The sequence below is a fragment of the Macrococcus psychrotolerans genome, assembly GCF_038095555.1.
In the GTDB taxonomy this organism is placed as follows: Bacteria; Bacillota; Bacilli; order Staphylococcales; family Staphylococcaceae; genus Macrococcoides; species Macrococcoides psychrotolerans.
Map to the genome: position 1 here is coordinate 1,255,892 of NZ_CP124591.1, position 18,009 is coordinate 1,273,900.

The following is an 18,009-nucleotide window of genomic DNA, read 5'->3' on the forward strand; positions in this document are numbered from 1 at the left end:
ATTACTATATCAGTGTATCGCATGTTTTAAAAGAAAAAGTCAAAGCCAATAAATTGACTTTGACTTTAAAAGAGTACTTATTTATTATCGTCGTCTTTCACTTCAGTAAAATCAGCATCTACAACATCGTCATCTTTAGATTCAGCACTTTGTGCTCCTTCACCTTGCTGTTGTGCCATTTGCTCATAAAGTTTCATAGATAAGCCTTGAACAATTTCGTTTAGTGTGTCTTTTTTCGTTTTAATTTCTTCAAGGTCATTACCTTCTAACGCTTTTTTAAGGTCTTCTTTTGCTGCTTCTGCTTTTTCTTTTTCAGCAGCATCTACTTTATCTTCTAAATCTTTGATTGCTTTATCCGTTGCAAATACAAGTTGATCTGCTTCGTTACGTAAATCTACTTCTTCACGACGCTTCTTATCTGCTTCAGCATTTGCTTCTGCATCTTTAACCATACGATCGATTTCTTCGTCACTTAATGAAGATGAAGACTGGATTGTAATCTTCTGTTCTTTTTGCGTACCTAGATCTTTCGCTGTAACGTTTACGATACCATTCTTATCGATATCAAACGTCACTTCGATTTGAGGCATACCACGTGGTGCTGGTGGAATGTCAGTTAACTGGAAGCGGCCTAACGTTTTGTTATCTGCTGCCATTTGACGCTCACCTTGTAATACGTGAATGTCTACTGCTGGCTGATTATCCGCTGCAGTTGAGAACACTTGTGATTTAGATGTTGGAATTGTAGTATTACGTTCGATTAACACTGTAGACACACCACCCATTGTTTCGATACCTAATGATAATGGTGTTACGTCTAATAATACAACATCTTTTACATCACCAGTGATAACGCCACCTTGAATTGCAGCACCCATCGCCACAACCTCGTCTGGGTTAACACCTTTGTTTGGTTCTTTACCTAATTCTTTCTTGATTGCTTCTTGTACTGCTGGAATACGAGTTGAACCACCAACAAGAATTACTTCATCGATATCTGCATTTGATAATCCAGCATCTTTCATCGCTTGACGTGTAGGACCCATCGTACGTTCTACTAATGTATGAGATAGTTCTTCAAACTTCGCACGTGATAACGTCACTTCCAAGTGAAGTGGTCCTGCCTCACCAGCAGAGATGAATGGTAATGAAATTTGTGTTGAAGATACACCTGACAAGTCTTTTTTCGCTTTTTCAGCAGCATCTTTTAAACGTTGCATTGCCATTTTATCCTGAGATAAATCTAAGCCATTTTCTTTTTTGAATTCTTCTACTAAGTAGTCGATGATTACTTGGTCAAAGTCATCTCCACCTAATTTGTTGTCACCTGAAGTAGACAATACTTCAAATACACCATCACCAAGTTCAAGGATAGATACGTCAAACGTACCGCCACCTAAGTCGAATACTAATACTTTTTGTTCTTTATCGGTTTTATCTAAGCCATAAGCAAGCGCTGCAGCAGTTGGTTCGTTAATAATACGCTCAACTTCTAATCCTGCAATTTTACCAGCATCTTTAGTTGCCTGACGTTCTGCATCGTTGAAATATGCAGGTACTGTAATAACTGCTTTCGTTACTTTTTCACCTAAGTAGCTTTCGGCTGTTGCTTTTAAGTTTTGTAGGATCATTGCTGAAAGTTCTTGTGGTGAGTATTCTTTACCTTCGATGTTTACTTTGTAGTCTGTACCCATATGACGTTTAATCGAAATGATTGTATTAGGGTTAGTGATCGCTTGACGCTTCGCCACTTCTCCGACTTGTGTTTCACCATTTTTGAATGCTACAACTGAAGGTGTTGTACGGTTACCTTCTGGGTTTGCGATTACTTTTGGCTCTCCACCTTCTAATACAGATACACATGAATTTGTAGTTCCTAAGTCAATACCAATTACTTTACTCATTGTATAATTCCTCCATTAATTTAAAATTTATGAAATGTTATAAAACTAAAAATTATTCGTTTACTTTAACCATTGACGGTCTTAGTACACGTTCTTTTAATTTATAGCCCTTCTGTAGTTCTTCAAGTACGATACCTGAATCTTTACGCTCATCACTTTCTTGCATCACTGCTTGATGAAGATTTGGATCGAATGGCTGGTCAAGTGCTTCTATGACTTCTAATCCATTCTCTTTAAGTGAATGTAACAGACTTTCATAAACCATCTCTACACCCTTGTGAAGTGATTTAAACTCATCTGATTCACCTTGCTGCGCTAATGCACGTTCAATATTATCAATTGCTGGTAATATATCACGTAACACACTCTGCGCACGATATGTTCTTTCGGTATCTAATTCCTGACGCGTGCGTTTCTTATAGTTTTCAAACTCTGCATACAGTCTTAAATACTTCTCTTCTGACTGCTCAAGCTTTGCTTCAAGTTCAGCTACCGGATCGGTACTTTCATCTTCAACAGGCGCCTCACTTACTACTGTTTCATCTGGAGTTTCAGTTGATGCAACATCTGTTTCATTGCTTTCAGTTTCATTCGTTTCTGTGATGCTTTCGTCTTTCATTACATCCTGCTTATTTTCTTCTGACAAATCTAGTCCTCCTTAAACATTCGATGTAAATTCGATAATTTATTAAATATATCACGGTAACTCATTTGAGTTGGTCCGATGATTGAAATGTTACCATTCATATTATGCATATGAATCGGTGTCGTTACAATCGATATCCCTTGTAAGTTCTGACTAATCTCCTGACCTAATATTACTTCAATCTGATTCGACTGTTTTGATTCTATTAGATCTGGTAATGTATTAGAGTCGATAAGCTTCAACATTTCTCTAATCGCTTCTAGATTATCAGAGTCCATAATTTCGTATAAATACTCGCGACCTTCAAAGAACACCGCGTTCGTATTCGTTGTCGCTTTCTTAATAATCTCTGATTTAATATGTGTTAAAGGAAGTTGCTTTATCGACGGATATCCTTCCTGATGTAAGTTCGACTTATTAATTGACGCCAAATTCGCATTCAGAAAATTATTCATCTTCTCAATTTCAAGTCTCGTTAAACGTACCTGCCATGAAATTTGCTGATGTTCAACATTTCCGTTCTCATATACGATAATCAACACCAGCTTCGTCGGTGTTAAGTATGTTAAATGAATCTGGGAAATAGACTTCATATCGATTTGAGATGTTGTTGCAATAGACAAATGTCTTGTATCTCTTGCGATTAATTGTGCAAGTCTTCTGAAGTCAAGTGCATCACTGTTATTAATATCAAAGTTCGGTTCATAAGGAAATTCTTCCTGCAGCGCTTCTACATAAAACTTGTAACCCGTTTCTGAAGGAACACGTCCTGAAGATGTGTGCATCTTCTCGATCAAACCAAAATCTTCTAGACGTTTCATCTCTGCACGTATGGTTGCAGGACTGACATTAAAGTGATGATCATCAATCAACTTCTTAGATCCTATAGGCGTTCCACTATCAACAAAATCCTCAACAATTACGTTCAACAAATGTAATTGTCTATCTGTTAGCATATTTCACCTCGTTAGCACTCTCTTACCTCAAGTGCTAATGCTAATTTATCAAATTGGTCAAAGTATGTCAACATTAACACTCATAATTATAAAAAAAGAAGTTTCTATTTACTAAACAGTAAGTAGAAACTTCTCAAATACATCATTCCCACGCATTCTTCCAAGTGCTGTTAAAGAGATTCGGTCATCTGTTTCAATTAAATACCCTTCATTTACGAGCTTGGTCGTGACATCTTTAAACACATTATCATACGACGTTTTATATCGCGCAAGAAATTCATTCTTGCTGATGCCATCATTCAACCTTAACCCTAAAAACATAAACTCCTCCATCGCAGCATCAACTGTGACAGGTATACGTTCTTTAACCGCATTTCCTTTATGCATCGCCTTAATATAGTGTGGAACAGGTGCAATGTTATAATAGCGTACTCCGTCGATATACCCATGACTTCCAGCACCGGCACCATAATATTCTTTATTCTGCCAGTATACTTTATTGTGTATTGATTCATGGTGTCCTTTAGCGTAATTAGAGATTTCATATTGATGAAAGCCACGATCTCTTAAAGTATTCATCGTGAGCGTATACATCTCTGCAGCGAGCTGTTCATCCGGCAGCTGAAGCATGCCCTTTTTATACATATTATAAAACTGTGTCTTCGGCTCTAATATTAGGGAGTAACTTGAAATATGGTGTATATCCAGTGATGTCGCAAGTGCTAGATCACGACGACATTGCTCTAATGTCTGTGTCGGTAAATGATACATTAAGTCGAGACTGATAGATTCTATACCCAGCTCGTTTGCGGCGTTCACCGCGTTAAATATATCTTGTTCTTGATGTGTTCTGCCAAGCGACTTTAATAGATCATTATCAAACGTCTGTACACCGAGTGATAGACGGCTGACACCGTACTGCTTCATTAATGCAATCTTGTTACGCGTCAATTCATCAGGATTTGCTTCCATCGTAAATTCTTCATGTATCGTAAATGACTGTTCAATATAACTGAGCAATCGTTCAAGTTGTCCTTCATTCAGCGCTGTAGGTGTACCTCCACCAATAAATACCGTTAGCAAATCGCGTTCATCAATGGATGAAAGCTCTTTGATTAAACAGTCCAGATATTCATCTACTGGCTGATTTTTAATGAGGAACTTATTAAAATCACAGTACGTGCATATACGATTACAAAATGGAATATGAATATATAAACTTCTCATTATGCCTCCTAACAAATAAAGACATGGTTACCCACGTCTTTATTCTTCATCCATTTTCAGTACAGCTAAGAATGCATCCTGAGGAATTTCAACCGATCCTACTGATTTCATCTTTGCTTTACCTGCTTTTTGTTTTTCAAGTAATTTGCGCTTACGGCTGATATCCCCACCGTAACATTTCGCAAGTACGTTCTTACCAATCGATTTAATATTTGTACGTGCAATAATCTTCTGACCGATTGCTGCTTGTATAGGGACTTCGAACTGCTGTCTTGGAATTAAAGTCTTTAGTTTCTCAACGATGACTTTACCACGATCATATGCAAAGTCTCTATGCACGATAAAACTTAGTGCATCTACTGTTTCACCGTTTAATAATATATCCATCTTCACAAGCTTACTTTCCTGATAGCCAATCAATTCATAATCAAATGAAGCATACCCTTTGGTACTTGATTTCAGCTGGTCGAAGAAATCAAATACAACTTCTGAAAGCGGCACTTCATAAATGATGTTAACACGAATATCATCCAAGTAATCCATCGTCTGGAAGTTTCCGCGTTTCTTCTGGCATAGTTCCATCACTGCACCAACATAATCATTCGGTACCATAATACTTGCTTTAACGTATGGTTCATAAATTTTGTCGATCTTCTGTGGGTCCGGCATCTTAGAAGGATTGTCTACAACAATTTCACTACCGTCTGTCATCTCACATTTGTAGATAACGCTCGGCGCAGTCGCAATTAATTCAATACCAAACTCACGTTCAATACGTTCCTGAATAATTTCCATATGCAATAGCCCTAAGAAGCCGACACGGAAGCCGAATCCTAACGCTTGAGACGTTTCTGGTTCAAATTCTAGCGATGCATCGTTTAACTGAAGTTTCTCTAATGCTTCACGAAGATCATTATATTTACCCGTATCAATCGGATACACCCCACAGAATACCATCGGGTTCATCTTCTTATATCCTTGAAGTGGCTCAAGAGCAGGATTGCTGGCATGTGTGATTGTATCACCGACACGTGAATCGCCAACATTCTTGATCGATGCTGTTAAATAACCAACATCTCCAACCGTTAATTCAGCAACCGGCATTTGCTTCGGTGTATTGATTCCTACTTCGACAACTTCAAATTCTTTACCTGTCGCCATCATCTTAATCTTATCGCCTGCCTTAACCGTCCCATCAATAATTCTGATTGATGAAATAACACCACGATAAGCATCAAAGGCACTATCAAAGATCAACGCTTTAAGCGGTGCTTCTGGGTCACCCATCGGCGGCGGAACAAGTTCAACAATCTGTTCTAAAATATCTTCAATACCGATATTTGCCTTCGCACTCGCAAGCACCGCATCACTCGCATCAAGACCGATAACATCTTCAATCTCCTGGCGCACACGCTCAGGTTCTGCTGCTGGTAAATCTATCTTATTGATAACAGGAATAAGTTCTAACTCATTATCAAGTGCTAAATAAACGTTTGCCAGCGTTTGCGCTTCAATTCCTTGCGCCGCATCCACTACGAGAATCGCACCTTCACATGCAGCCAAACTACGAGAAACTTCATATGTGAAATCCACATGACCAGGTGTATCGATTAAATGAAAGATATAGGTCTCGCCATCTTTCGCTGTATAATTTAACTGTACTGCATTTAATTTAATTGTAATCCCGCGTTCACGTTCCAGATCCATAGAATCAAGAAGCTGTGCTTTCATCTCACGCGTTGCTACAGATTTCGTATTCTCTAAAATTCTATCCGCCAAAGTCGACTTCCCGTGGTCGATGTGGGCAATAATCGAAAAGTTTCTAATTCGTTCCTGACGCTTTAAACGTTGTTCATTATTCATAGTTATTGTCCAACTTTCTTAAATTGTTCGTATATTTGATTATAACAACTAAATGTAAGTGTATCAATCAGTTTTCAAAAAATTAGATTGCATATAGCGCTTGAATTTGATAAAATATTTCTTGTTGCAATCAAATTTATAATTTTATGCAAGTGTAAGACATTTTTAGGAGGTGAAATTTATGCCAAACATCAAATCTGCAATTAAACGCGTTACTACAAGTAACAAAGCACACGATGCTAACATTTCTCAAACAAATGATATGCGTACTGCTGTGAAAAACGCTAAAGCGGCAATTGAAAACAACGCTGACAATAAATCAGAATTAGTACAAGTAGCTGTTAAAAAGATTGATAAAGCTGCGAAAAGCAACTTAATCCACTCAAACAAAGCTGACCGTTTAAAATCACAAATCATGAAAAGTAAATAAAATGTCGTGACAGAAGTGTTCTGTCACAAGAGAAACAAGGCGATAGTTTCACTATCGCCTTGTTTTTTATACCTTCAAGATAAACAGTTCCAGTATCAATACTTTATCCATATAAGATGACTTCAGTTCATAATCTGCTTCGGCACATGCATCGATAACATTCAGCAGATGCTTTAACGGAATTTGTCGTACTTTACGCATCGATAGTTTTACACGATATGGATGCACCTTCACTTCGCGTGCGATCTGCTGCTCAGAAAATCCCTTTTCAGACAATATCTTCACCTGATAGTATAATCGATACTGACTTGTTATAAGCGCGAGCAGTTTAATCGGTTCTTCTTTCATATGTATCAAGTCTTTCAATAGATGAATAGCTTCTGCCTTCTTCCCTGACGTTATGTAGTCTGTGAGCAAAAACACATTCTGTTCAAGGCTTCTGCTGACGACCTGTGACACATCGCTTTTCGTTATTATAGGTGCGTCGCCACTATATAACACTAGCTTATCCAGTTCCTTCATAACCGCTCCATAATCGATCCCGGTGAGATGGATCATTTCATTAAGTGCATCTTCTTTAATATCCTTAAAATTTTCATTTAAAGTTGATTTAATAATTTTTTTTATCCCTTGTTCATCCAGTGGTTCAATCTTCTTCACTTCATGGTTGGCCTTTATTTTCTTCACAATCTTCTTACGTTCATCGAGCTTATCTGAATAGACGGTGAAGATGACATAGTTCGGGCCTTCAAATCTTTCAATAAACGCCAATATTTCATCTATATCGATTTCAAATGTCGTCTTGACTTTCTCGCCTGTAAACACAAAAGCATTATGTATGACAATCGCTTTCGCATCGGACAGAAAAGGAATTGTCATCGCATCTTCTAATATCGGTTTAACTTCGGTTTCCTTCATATCGTACTGACTATAATTAAATTCATCTTTCGTACCGATTAACTTTGCAACCAGCTGCTCTGTTTCTGATTCAACTAAAGGCTTCGTACTTCCATGTATTAAATAAATATAGCGCATCATTTACTCCTTAAAATAAAAATCTCTATTTCATTATAGCTTTTTTTTATATGTTATCATATACTTAAATAGATACATTAGGAGGTTGAGAAATTATGAATCAATTCGAAAAAAATGTTCAATCAAAAAATAATGACGTACAAGATTCTGGTTATGCATTCTTATTTGGATTTGGTGGATTTGCCACAATTTACATCATCGCTCAAATCTTTGACCTGATTGCAAAATAATGTACTTATCTGTGTGTCCGTTTCGTACATCACACGAACCCGAATAATAATGCACACTATCGTGCCATTATTGCTCGGGTTTTTATTTATTATCCTTTAATTCCTTGCGCATCGTAGAGATTTCATTTTGGCCTAACTTTACTGTTATTCTGCCATCTGACTGCGTATTATAAATCAGCTTATTATACTCAATTAGTCGTTTGATTGTCTCTTCATGCGGATGACCATACCTGTTGTTTCGCCCGGCAGATATCATTGCTGTTTTAAATTCACGTTTTAATAGTGCATCACCTGTACTTGTATCGGATCCGTGATGGCCAATCTTAACGATATCGATCCTTGATGAAATATGAGCCAGCACCTCTTCTTCCTGCGCTTTGCTCAAATCTCCCGTCAGCAATGCATTGACTTTTTCTCCTTGAATAAATGTGACGATGCTTTCGTCGTTAATATCATCCCCTTTACTTGCTGTAATTAAGTCAATCCCAGCTATCTTGACCTCTGATTCATCGAATATTGGAATGTTGTATTGATGAGCAATCGCTTGAAGTGATTTGTATTTCGGTATCGATGCAGCTGTTTTATTTATGATAATGCGCTTTACAAGCTTTAATTTTATAAGTTGTTCTGCTTCTCCGATATGATCCAAGTCTGGATGTGTCAATATTAAATCATCGATTTGTGTGATCCCTTTATGATATAGGAATGGTACGATAATTTTCTCACTGATGGAACGTGCGTCTCTCCGTTTCTCCCACCCTTCATTGAAATCAAACTTACCGCCGGTATCCACCATCACAACTCTGCCATTATATTCAATAACAATACAATCCCCCTGCCCAACATCCAGAACATGTAGTGCGTCTTCATTTTGTATGCGACTAATAAGAATAAGCGCTATACATAGACATATTGCAGTCACTTGAATACGGGGTTTCTGATGAAATAAATAATAGATTACGCCTATCATGATGACATAATAGATTATATGCTGTGATTTAATAACAAGTGGCAATGCATGTAACGACAAAAATTTTTCTACACATATATCATGGAGTAAGAATGCATAGTGGGTCAATGCGTCCAGTATCTCCGGTATAAAATTAAACAACATTAAACAAAGTAAAATGAAAGTACAAAGCGGGAAAATAACGAAAGAGAAAAGTGGTATAAATAAAAGATTAGTCAACAATCCGATAAAATAGACGATATTGAAATGATAAAAAAGAATGGGTAACGTTGCAACTTGTGAAATGAAATTGGTTAATAAAAAAAGTTTGATTGGCGTTAATTCATAGCTTTGTAATATGAAGATAAACGAAAAGCAGATAATATAAGATAGCTGAAATCCAATGTTAAAGATTACAAAAGGTGTCATTATTAAATTTACGATAAATGTAATTGCGAGTGCATCGAGCATCGAGATAAATCTTGGCTTCACCAATACGAATGCCATAAATAGTGCTGCACGCACAACGGCTGGTGCTTCTCCTGTCAATATAACATAGCCCGGCAGAATAATTAATATCATCAATTTGCTTATATGTAACGGTACATAAAGTCGTTTAAACAAATAATAGAGCTGAACTGTAACCAGTGCAACGTGGCTGCCGCTAATCGCATAGAGATGATAGATGCCTAATGTTTTCAAATCATTTAATGTCTTATGATCTAAATATCTCGTATCGCCTGTAGTCAGCGCCGTGATATAGGCACCGTACTTTAATTGCACCATCTGTTCGCCTAAGTGATAGCGATACAGACGTATGTGATCCAATATCGTTAACGGGTGTTGTCTGCATGAATCAAAATTAACCTCTTCGATTGTAAGTGTGCCTTTATAGGTGCCATAATATAAATATTCATCATAATGAAATCCCGGCTGATTTGTATTCGGCAATGGCGATTCAGCTGCACTACTGAATGCACATTGCTGATAGATGTGGATTCCACGTTTAAGACGTAATTGTTCAGCTTGATCTTTAATCCTATAAACGAACTTATACGTATCGTTATCAATGACAATATCACCCATCATCAAGTTGCCATCCACTTTAAACTGCGTTGTAAAATAGCCGGTCGTATTTATCTTAATATCCGATTGGTCATTAAACTGAGTAACAATCCGGCTGAATGAATGGCTCTCATAATAAAGGTACGTACATAAAAATAATGCTGCATAAATATAAATAAAGCGTGATAAACGCTTCTTATAGATAATCATTATCGCTACGAACATCAACATAACGCTGCTTAAATAATCGTACTGACATAAAACTGCAGATATCACTACAAGAACTGCAATTAAGCCCACATATCCTCCGTTCTACATTTGTTCAAAATAATGGACAACATGATGTGGATTAAAGTCAATCTTCTCAGTATCAACGTGATTCTTATCCAGCAGTTCTATGGCATAAGGATGATTCTTATAATCCTCTGCATAGTAAATTTTCTTAATGCCTGCCTGAATGAGTGACTTCGTACAATGAATACACGGAAAGTGTGTGACATAAATATCAGCGCCTTCAGTCGTTACACCCATTTTAGCGCATTGTAATAATGCATTCATCTCGGCATGTATCGTTCTGATACAGTGTCCATCTTCAACATAGCATCCTGCATCTATACAGTGCACTTCACCTGATACTGAACCGTTGTATCCACCTGCGATAATACGATTATCCTTGACAATTGTTGCACCGACACTGAGTCTTGTACACGTTGAGCGTAATGCTAACAACTGACTTTGCGCCATAAAGTACTCTTTCCACTGTATACGTTCCATAACATCCACTCCAAGTCATTTTGATACAATTGTAATATGATATTTATGCTAAATCAATCATACTTCTATATATTCCTTTAAACTTTCATATGTCTTGTCTCCTATACCTCGTATTTCTTTAATTTCTTCGATAGCTTTAAACCCTCCGTTATCTGTTCTGTACTTAATAATATCCTGCGCTTTCTTCGGACCAATTCCAGGTATTTCCTCAAGCTCAGACTGTTCTGCCTGATTAATATTAATCTTACTCTGTACGTTGCTTCCAGAATTACTTTCAGGATGCCCCCCGGTATTCTGATAGAGCGTATATTTGTCCGTCTTCACTTCACCTTTAAATGGAATATAGATCACAAGGGCATCACGTACTTCTTGAGATAAGTTCACTGCCTCCAGATCTGCATTCGGAAGTACTTCAGCATGTTTTAATACATCATGTACACGCTCACCTTGCTGTGCATCATAGACACCGCCATACTTGACAGCGCCTTTCACATCAACTTTAATATTCTGTGCTGTACTTTCCTCAGTCTCTTCTTCCTTCTGTAAGGCTACCTCAGAAGTTTCAGCCGGTTGTTGTATTTCTTCCTCACTAATTTCTGTACTTGATATTGATTTCATCAATACAATCATCCCAACGATAAAGGTTACGATTGTTAATCCGATCATCTGCTTGTTCACATTGTATCTGTCTAGTAGCGCCCCGAAATTTAATAATTTCTGCAAAAAAACACCTCCTGAATAGTTATATCAGGAAGTGAACAAAATCTCTTATTTGTAACAATTTAAAATTTATTTTATCTATCATCGTTTTTTTGCGACAAAAAATACGCGTTCTACGTCGTCAGTTTCCGTCACTTGCGCTTCATTAAAATCAAAGAATACTCTCTCGATATCAAATCCTGCCTGTTCGAGCTGCATCTTATAGAAATCAATCGGGAACGTACGTTGTTCATGAGATTCATCGAATCTATCATAACGTGTTCCATCTGATACGAAAAAGGTCATATCATGATACACAGAAAATGGTGTCTCACCTTTAATGGCATGCCATATATACACAACGTCTGATAGATCGTCACTATAGGTTGCATTATTGAAGTAGCGCTCAAACTTCTGAACACTATGCACATCAAAAATAAATGTACCTTCACGTTTCAGATGCGCATACACATTTTGAAATGTGCGGGCTATAGCATCTTCATCTTGCAGGTAGTTTAGACTGTCACATAAACACGTAATCGTATCGAATGATTTCGCAAGATTAAGTTCAGTCATATCCTGTGCAATAAATTGTGCATTGCCTACATTATGCTGAGCAACAGCAAGCATATCCTCACTTAGATCGACACCGATCTTTTCATTGGCAGTGACGAGCTGCAATAACTTTCCTGTCCCCGTCGCAACATCTAGAATCGAGCCCTCTGCTGGGATATATCGCTGAACGATCTGTGCCCAGGTGTCATAAGGCTGATCATACATAAATCGATCATAGATGTGCGCAAATTGCCCGTATTCCATTATATCGTTTCCGACTCGTACGTAATGATTTCCTGATCTCGGAATAATTTCTCTAAATTATAATAATCACGTTCTTCATGATGGAAGACATGCACTACAACATCTCCAAGATCCACAAGTACCCAACGCGCTTCATTAAATCCTTCCAGACGGTTAACTTCAATGCCATTCTTTTGTGCTTCGTCTTTAACTTCGCGTGCAATTGCTTGTACTTGTCGATCAGAATTTCCCTCACAGATTACAAAATAATCCGTAATACCCGTTACATCTGCGACATTTATACCAATAATATCTTCTGCTCGTTTGTTATCACATGCATTAAATGCAAGCTCCAATAATACTTTACTATTCATTAAATCCATCCTTTATCTTTGTAAATTATAATAATTAAGACATTCAATCGTTTTCGGATAAATTGTCTTATCATTTTCAACTAAATAGAGTGTCGTACGTTTTGAAATTTCATATATTGCTTTGTCTAAATTTTGCTCGTTATACACGATGTCTCTAATCTCATCAACACCAGGCTGTGTTCTACCCGGCTCAATATAATCACTCACAAATATAATTTTTTCATTTAATCTCATCTGCTTACGGCCACAAGTGTGATGATAGATCGCATGATATATTTCTTCATCTTCAATATGATGTTCATGCTTCATAATTTCAGCTGCAACAGGTCCATGTAATATTTCTGAGTTGTAAGCCAGTAGTTCATTATCAAGTTCATAATGTGTCACTGCCTGATAAAGTACGCTTAAATCATCATACTTTGCATAATCGTGCAATATCCCTGCAATCTCTACGACATCTTTGTCACCACCGAACATTTCAGCGAGTTTAACACCTGTTTCAGCAACACGTAATGAATGTTCAAATCGCTTCTTAGGTAATTTCTCTTCTACTAATTTAATCGCTTTTTTTCTCTTCATACAAGTGCTCCTCTCTAATATACTTCTCTACATCGTCTAGTAGTAAGCATTTCACTGACTGTCCATTAAGCATACGCTTCCTAATATCAGTAGCACTCACATCCATCCTTGGCAATGTAAAAGGTATAAAAGGCTCTCTTAAATTCAGTTCATCACGCGATCTGTTCACGACGATGAACGATGCAAGTGAAGTAATTGCTTCTAGATTGTACCATTTATCAATCGCTTCGTACTGATCATATCCGATTAATATTTTTAGCGTGCAATTTTTATACTTTTCCTTCAAATATAAAACAGTATGATACGTATAACTCTTTCCTGACTGCTCTATTTCAAACGTATCAATTTCACCGAAAGTTAAATATTCAATCGTCTGTTCTATCATATTTAACCGATGTTGATCTGATACGTTTGGTCTTGATGTTTTATGCGGGCTTTGTCCTGCTGGCATGAAGATAAATTTATCTGGTCTAAACTGCTGATACACTTCATTTGCAACAAATGCATGACCAATATGAACAGGATCGAATGAGCCACCGTAAAGTATGATTTCCATTAGCGTGGGAGTTCTATTTTTTTATGATTTACTGAAGGTTTATACAGAATAATTGTCGAACCGATGACTTGTACAAGCTCCCCGTACACACGGCGTGCAATTGTTTCTGCAAGCTCCTCTTTATCATCCATATTATTCTGCAATACACTGACTTTTATGAGTTCACGTTTTTCCAGTACATCATTTAATTGCTCAATTAAGTTATTGCTAATACCACCTTTACCAATTTGAAAGATTGGGTCCAAATTATGAGCTTTTGCGCGTAAATATCTTCTTTGTTTTCCTGTTAACATAATGTGCTCCTTTATAAATGATTTATTACAGCTTGTTTCATCGCTGCTTTATTCGCTTGCTTACCAGTCCATATTTCATAACTCAGCGCACCTTGATTCACAAACATATCAAGGCCGTTGATAATCTTTAATCCTCGTTGTGCTGCACTTTGCAGTATCGGTGTCGTGTCAGGTGTATATATAATGTCGCATACGACAGCACTTGACTTCAACTGGGCTATATCGATTAAAGTCTCCGACATAAATCCCTCCATCCCGACCGGTGTCGTGTTGATAACAATATCCGCTTGCTGAATGATCACGTCACTCTCCTCATACTTGTAAGCGTCTATTTGAAACGGCCAGTCTGCAACACGATTACAATTTCTGTTCAGTACAGTAACTTTATTATCTTTAAATAACGTATAACATATCGCTCGACTCGCACCACCAGCCCCGAGTACGACAATATTCTTTCCACCAATATGTTCCTCTATAGATGCTTTAAATCCTGCACCGTCTGTATTATAGCCATACCATACACCATCTTTAATGTGCACCGTATTAATTGCACCAATCATCTGCGCTTTTGTGTCTACTACATCCACAACTTGCAACATATCCACTTTATACGGAATCGTAATATTAAAGCCGTCAATGGCCTTCTCGTGAATAATATCTCTCAAATGATGAAAGTGTTTCGGATCGATGTGAAGTGCAGTGTATTCATCATCAGTTTGCAACGCTTTGAAATTGGCATGGTGCATCAACGGTGATAGTGAATGTTTAATAGGATGACCTATAACTGCAAATTTCATAATGTCACCTCTACAATATGCTCGGTCTTAAATATACATCAACTTGCTTCGGTGCATGTACGATGATTTGCGCACCTTTATCCACCGTAATAAAACCGAGGCCTGAAATAATGATATCCTGTTTCTCTTCTTTCACAGATAACTGAACTTGCTTCACATTATCAAAATCAAATTCGCCACTACCAGGAGGTACTAATAGTTCACCAATCTGACGATGCCACAAACTTTGCGCATTATCTGTCTTTGTTCTATGAATGTTCAGTAAATTGCTTACGAAACAGTTTAAGCTTCTTCTACCTCCAGACACATAATCAACGCGTACTAAGCCTCCTAGAAACAACGTCTGTCCTTCGTTTAACTGGAAGTTACGAGGCTTGATTTCTTGTTTTGGCATAATTACTTTGAGTTCCTTATCAGTAACGTAATGGGTCATCTGGTGTGCCTGGATGATACCCGGTGTATCAAACAGAAATGAATGTTCATCGAGTGGAATATCGATTAAATCAAGCGTTGTGCCCGGGAAGTGACTTGTCGTAATAACATCTTTCTCACCCACGCTCGTCTCAATCAATTTATTAATTAAAGTCGATTTACCGACGTTTGTCGTCCCTACAACATAGACGTCCTGATTTGATCTTAAAGTTTCAATCGACTCAAGCAGTTCTTCAATACCGTGATTTTTCTGTGCCGAAATTAATACGACGTCATCTGGATTCATACCAAGTGCTTTCGCCTGTTTTTCAATCCATAGTTTTACACGGCGTTTGTTAATCAGTTTCGGTAATAGATCCATTTTGTTCGCAGCAATGATGACCTTCTTATTACCTACGATACGCTTTAATCCGTTAATCCATGAACCTTGAAAATCAAATACATCTATCACATTAACAATGATTCCTTGTTTTTCGCTCAATGCATTTAACATCGTTAAAAAGTCATCGCTTGTCATATTTACGTCCTGAATCTCATTATAATGCTTTAATCTAAAGCAACGTTTGCATATGACGTCTTCTTTCTTTAAACTTGAAGCAGGTACATATCCAGGTTTATTCTGATCATCTGACTGAAGTTCTGCACCGCAACCGATACATTTCATGTGTTCACTCAAATTATATTCCTCCATTATTAAACTCACTATTGTATATTTTATCATAAATGATGTTATTAGTATTGCAAGTCACAATAAAAAAGGACGAGACATACGTCCCATCCTATTTAGAAGCGGGTGATCGGAATCGAACCGACAACATCAGCTTGGAAGGCTGAGGTTTTACCACTAAACTACACCCGCATATATCAACTTTGTAAGATAATAATACAAAAATTATTTTACAAAGTAAAGGATTAATTTTACATTATCGATATAAAATTAATCCTCCCACGTGATATATCCCTTTTTCTTAAAGTACGCTAAAAACTTACGCTCCATCATACGGTTCACTCTCGTTTTCCATTCGTCGTTTGCTTTGACCGGGACGACCATAATAGAATAGAATCCATTTGAGTTGGCAGCTAGAACATCCGTCATCATCTGATCACCGATAACAACTGTTTCTGCCGGTTTCACATTCATCGCCTTTACAGCCTTCTTAAATGCTTGTCCCATTGGTTTACGTGCTCCAAAGATATAATCAACTTCAAGTGGTGTTGCAAACGTTGCTACACGTGCTTGATTGTTATTCGACACAATCGTCACTTGAATGCCTGCTTCACGCATACCATTGAACCATTCAATCACTTCAGGCGTAGCAAGTTCAACATCCCAGCCGACTAACGTATTATCGAGATCAGTTATTATTGCCTTTACACCTCTGCCTGTTAATTCTTCCGGCGTAATTTCAAATACTGACTTTGCATACTTGCTTGGTAACAAATATTTTTTAAATATTCCCATGATACACCTCTTATATTTATTACATTTATGATACCCACTATTCCTTCTGTAAAACAAAAGAGCGAACCAAACGATTGATTCGCTCTGTACAACTTATTCGATTTCTTGATTTGGAGCGTAATCTACTTCAGTTCCATTATAGATTACAAAACCGATAATAGAAGTTGCAATCACTGCTAATGCCATAATAAATATCATATATAAGCCCCCTAGCTTATTATAATGTCTCTAATAATGATTTTACAATGTTAGAACTTGATACGCAAGCTACTTTTAAAAATTGCTCGAAACTCATCTCAGCTTCACCATTTGCTAAATCACTTACAGCGCGCGTAATGATGAATGGTGTATTAAACTGATAACACGTCTGTGCAACTGCCGCTGCTTCCATCTCAACAGCCATTGCGTCAGGAAACTTCTCTAATATCGATGCTTTCATCTCAGCTGAGCCGATAAAGCTATCTCCTGAAACGATTAAACCCGTTTGTGCAGTATAGTTATGTTTGGATATCGCACGTTTAGTTTTATCTATTAGCATGTCATCTGCTTTATAAGTTTCAGGCATCATCGGCACCTGACCTTGTGCATACCCAAATGCAGTTGCATCTACATCATGATGCAGAACATCTGTACTCACTAATACATCTCCAACCGTAAGTCCTGAACCTAAACCACCTGCACTACCTGTATTGATAATATAGTCTGGTTTAAAATTAGAAATCAGTAAAGTTGTACAAATGGCTGCATTCACTTTACCGATACCGCTTTGCATCAGAACAACTTCCTTGCCCAAAAGTAAGCCTCTATAAATTTCAACATGTGCAATTTTTTCAGTCGTTAAGTTTTGTATTTCACTTTTTAAAATTGCAACCTCTTCTTCCATCGCACCAATAATACCAATCATAATTTTCCTCCACATAAAAGGTTCAAAGGACACCTG

At 37.4% G+C, this 18,009-nt stretch carries 20 protein-coding genes and 1 tRNA gene; 2 read left to right on the forward strand and 19 right to left on the reverse strand.

The features are described 5' to 3' along the window. Positions 1 to 77 precede the first annotated feature (77 nt). From dnaK to lepA, 5 genes are all read right to left on the reverse strand, one after another. Positions 78 to 1,904, reverse strand: coding sequence for a molecular chaperone DnaK (dnaK, locus tag QA539_RS06440; protein ID WP_219492209.1), 1,827 nt, complete (start codon positions 1,902 to 1,904; stop codon positions 78 to 80). A gap of 52 nt (positions 1,905 to 1,956) precedes the next feature. Beyond that, positions 1,957 to 2,550, reverse strand: a complete 594-nt coding sequence (gene grpE, locus QA539_RS06445; RefSeq protein ID WP_219492212.1) for a nucleotide exchange factor GrpE — start codon at positions 2,548 to 2,550, stop codon at positions 1,957 to 1,959. 2 nt (positions 2,551 to 2,552) lie between these two features. Then, positions 2,553 to 3,506: a heat-inducible transcriptional repressor HrcA gene (gene hrcA, locus QA539_RS06450; protein ID WP_219492215.1), complete on the reverse strand. Its 954-nt coding sequence runs from the start codon at positions 3,504 to 3,506 to the stop codon at positions 2,553 to 2,555. 111 nt (positions 3,507 to 3,617) lie between these two features. Then, positions 3,618 to 4,733, reverse strand: coding sequence for a radical SAM family heme chaperone HemW (hemW, locus tag QA539_RS06455; RefSeq protein WP_419894993.1), 1,116 nt, complete (start codon positions 4,731 to 4,733; stop codon positions 3,618 to 3,620). Between the two features lie 39 nt (positions 4,734 to 4,772). After that, positions 4,773 to 6,596 (reverse strand): translation elongation factor 4, encoded by a 1,824-nt coding sequence (gene lepA / locus QA539_RS06460; protein ID WP_219492222.1) that lies wholly within the window; start codon positions 6,594 to 6,596, stop codon positions 4,773 to 4,775. Positions 6,597 to 6,777: 181 nt separating this feature from the next. Here lepA and rpsT point away from each other — a divergent pair, with 181 nt between their 5' ends. Then, the gene (rpsT, locus tag QA539_RS06465) at positions 6,778 to 7,026 is read left to right on the forward strand and encodes a 30S ribosomal protein S20 (protein WP_283721903.1); all 249 of its coding nucleotides are present in this window, start codon (positions 6,778 to 6,780) and stop codon (positions 7,024 to 7,026) included. Positions 7,027 to 7,092: 66 nt separating this feature from the next. Here the strand turns inward: rpsT and holA are convergent, their stop codons facing one another. Next, complete coding sequence (gene holA, locus QA539_RS06470; RefSeq protein ID WP_219492225.1) at positions 7,093 to 8,064, reverse strand: DNA polymerase III subunit delta; 972 nt, start codon at positions 8,062 to 8,064, stop codon at positions 7,093 to 7,095. Between the two features lie 92 nt (positions 8,065 to 8,156). Between holA and QA539_RS06475 the strand changes: the two genes are divergently transcribed. Continuing rightward, a complete protein-coding gene (locus QA539_RS06475; protein WP_083754277.1) occupies positions 8,157 to 8,291 on the forward strand; it encodes a YqzM family protein in 135 nt (44 codons plus the stop codon). Positions 8,292 to 8,373: 82 nt separating this feature from the next. Here QA539_RS06475 and QA539_RS06480 read toward each other — a convergent pair whose 3' ends face one another. The 13 genes from QA539_RS06480 to mtnN form a co-directional block, all read right to left on the reverse strand. Next, complete coding sequence (locus tag QA539_RS06480) at positions 8,374 to 10,605, reverse strand: DNA internalization-related competence protein ComEC/Rec2 (RefSeq protein WP_419894994.1); 2,232 nt, start codon at positions 10,603 to 10,605, stop codon at positions 8,374 to 8,376. Positions 10,606 to 10,617: 12 nt separating this feature from the next. Beyond that, positions 10,618 to 11,079, reverse strand: a complete 462-nt coding sequence (locus tag QA539_RS06485) for a ComE operon protein 2 (protein ID WP_219492230.1) — start codon at positions 11,077 to 11,079, stop codon at positions 10,618 to 10,620. A 57-nt stretch (positions 11,080 to 11,136) separates the two neighbouring features. Continuing rightward, a complete protein-coding gene (locus QA539_RS06490; protein ID WP_419894995.1) occupies positions 11,137 to 11,802 on the reverse strand; it encodes a helix-hairpin-helix domain-containing protein in 666 nt (221 codons plus the stop codon). Between the two features lie 78 nt (positions 11,803 to 11,880). Further along, on the reverse strand, positions 11,881 to 12,597 hold the full coding sequence (locus QA539_RS06495) for a class I SAM-dependent DNA methyltransferase (protein WP_283721906.1): 717 nt from the start codon (positions 12,595 to 12,597) through the stop codon (positions 11,881 to 11,883). Next, complete coding sequence (gene rsfS / locus QA539_RS06500) at positions 12,597 to 12,950, reverse strand: ribosome silencing factor (RefSeq protein ID WP_219492237.1); 354 nt, start codon at positions 12,948 to 12,950, stop codon at positions 12,597 to 12,599. Before rsfS ends, QA539_RS06495 begins: the two co-directional genes overlap by 1 nt. Positions 12,951 to 12,962: 12 nt before the next feature. Then, positions 12,963 to 13,529 (reverse strand): bis(5'-nucleosyl)-tetraphosphatase (symmetrical) YqeK, encoded by a 567-nt coding sequence (gene yqeK / locus QA539_RS06505; protein ID WP_283721908.1) that lies wholly within the window; start codon positions 13,527 to 13,529, stop codon positions 12,963 to 12,965. Then, positions 13,507 to 14,085, reverse strand: coding sequence for a nicotinate (nicotinamide) nucleotide adenylyltransferase (gene nadD / locus QA539_RS06510; protein WP_219492242.1), 579 nt, complete (start codon positions 14,083 to 14,085; stop codon positions 13,507 to 13,509). The genes yqeK and nadD overlap by 23 nt, the downstream gene beginning before the upstream one ends. Beyond that, entirely contained in the window at positions 14,085 to 14,378 is a 294-nt protein-coding gene (gene yhbY, locus QA539_RS06515; RefSeq protein WP_219492245.1) for a ribosome assembly RNA-binding protein YhbY, read from the reverse strand. Before yhbY ends, nadD begins: the two co-directional genes overlap by 1 nt. Before the next feature lie 11 nt (positions 14,379 to 14,389). Continuing rightward, on the reverse strand, positions 14,390 to 15,175 hold the full coding sequence (gene aroE, locus QA539_RS06520) for a shikimate dehydrogenase (protein ID WP_219492248.1): 786 nt from the start codon (positions 15,173 to 15,175) through the stop codon (positions 14,390 to 14,392). Between the two features lie 10 nt (positions 15,176 to 15,185). Next, entirely contained in the window at positions 15,186 to 16,283 is a 1,098-nt protein-coding gene (gene yqeH, locus QA539_RS06525; protein ID WP_219492250.1) for a ribosome biogenesis GTPase YqeH, read from the reverse strand. A gap of 112 nt (positions 16,284 to 16,395) precedes the next feature. Then, positions 16,396 to 16,466: transfer RNA gene (locus QA539_RS06530), tRNA-Gly, on the reverse strand. Between the two features lie 78 nt (positions 16,467 to 16,544). Next, complete coding sequence (locus tag QA539_RS06535; protein WP_283721910.1) at positions 16,545 to 17,069, reverse strand: YqeG family HAD IIIA-type phosphatase; 525 nt, start codon at positions 17,067 to 17,069, stop codon at positions 16,545 to 16,547. Between the two features lie 217 nt (positions 17,070 to 17,286). Then, positions 17,287 to 17,973, reverse strand: coding sequence for a 5'-methylthioadenosine/S-adenosylhomocysteine nucleosidase (gene mtnN, locus QA539_RS06540; RefSeq protein ID WP_219492254.1), 687 nt, complete (start codon positions 17,971 to 17,973; stop codon positions 17,287 to 17,289). Between the last annotated feature and the right edge of the window lie 36 nt (positions 17,974 to 18,009).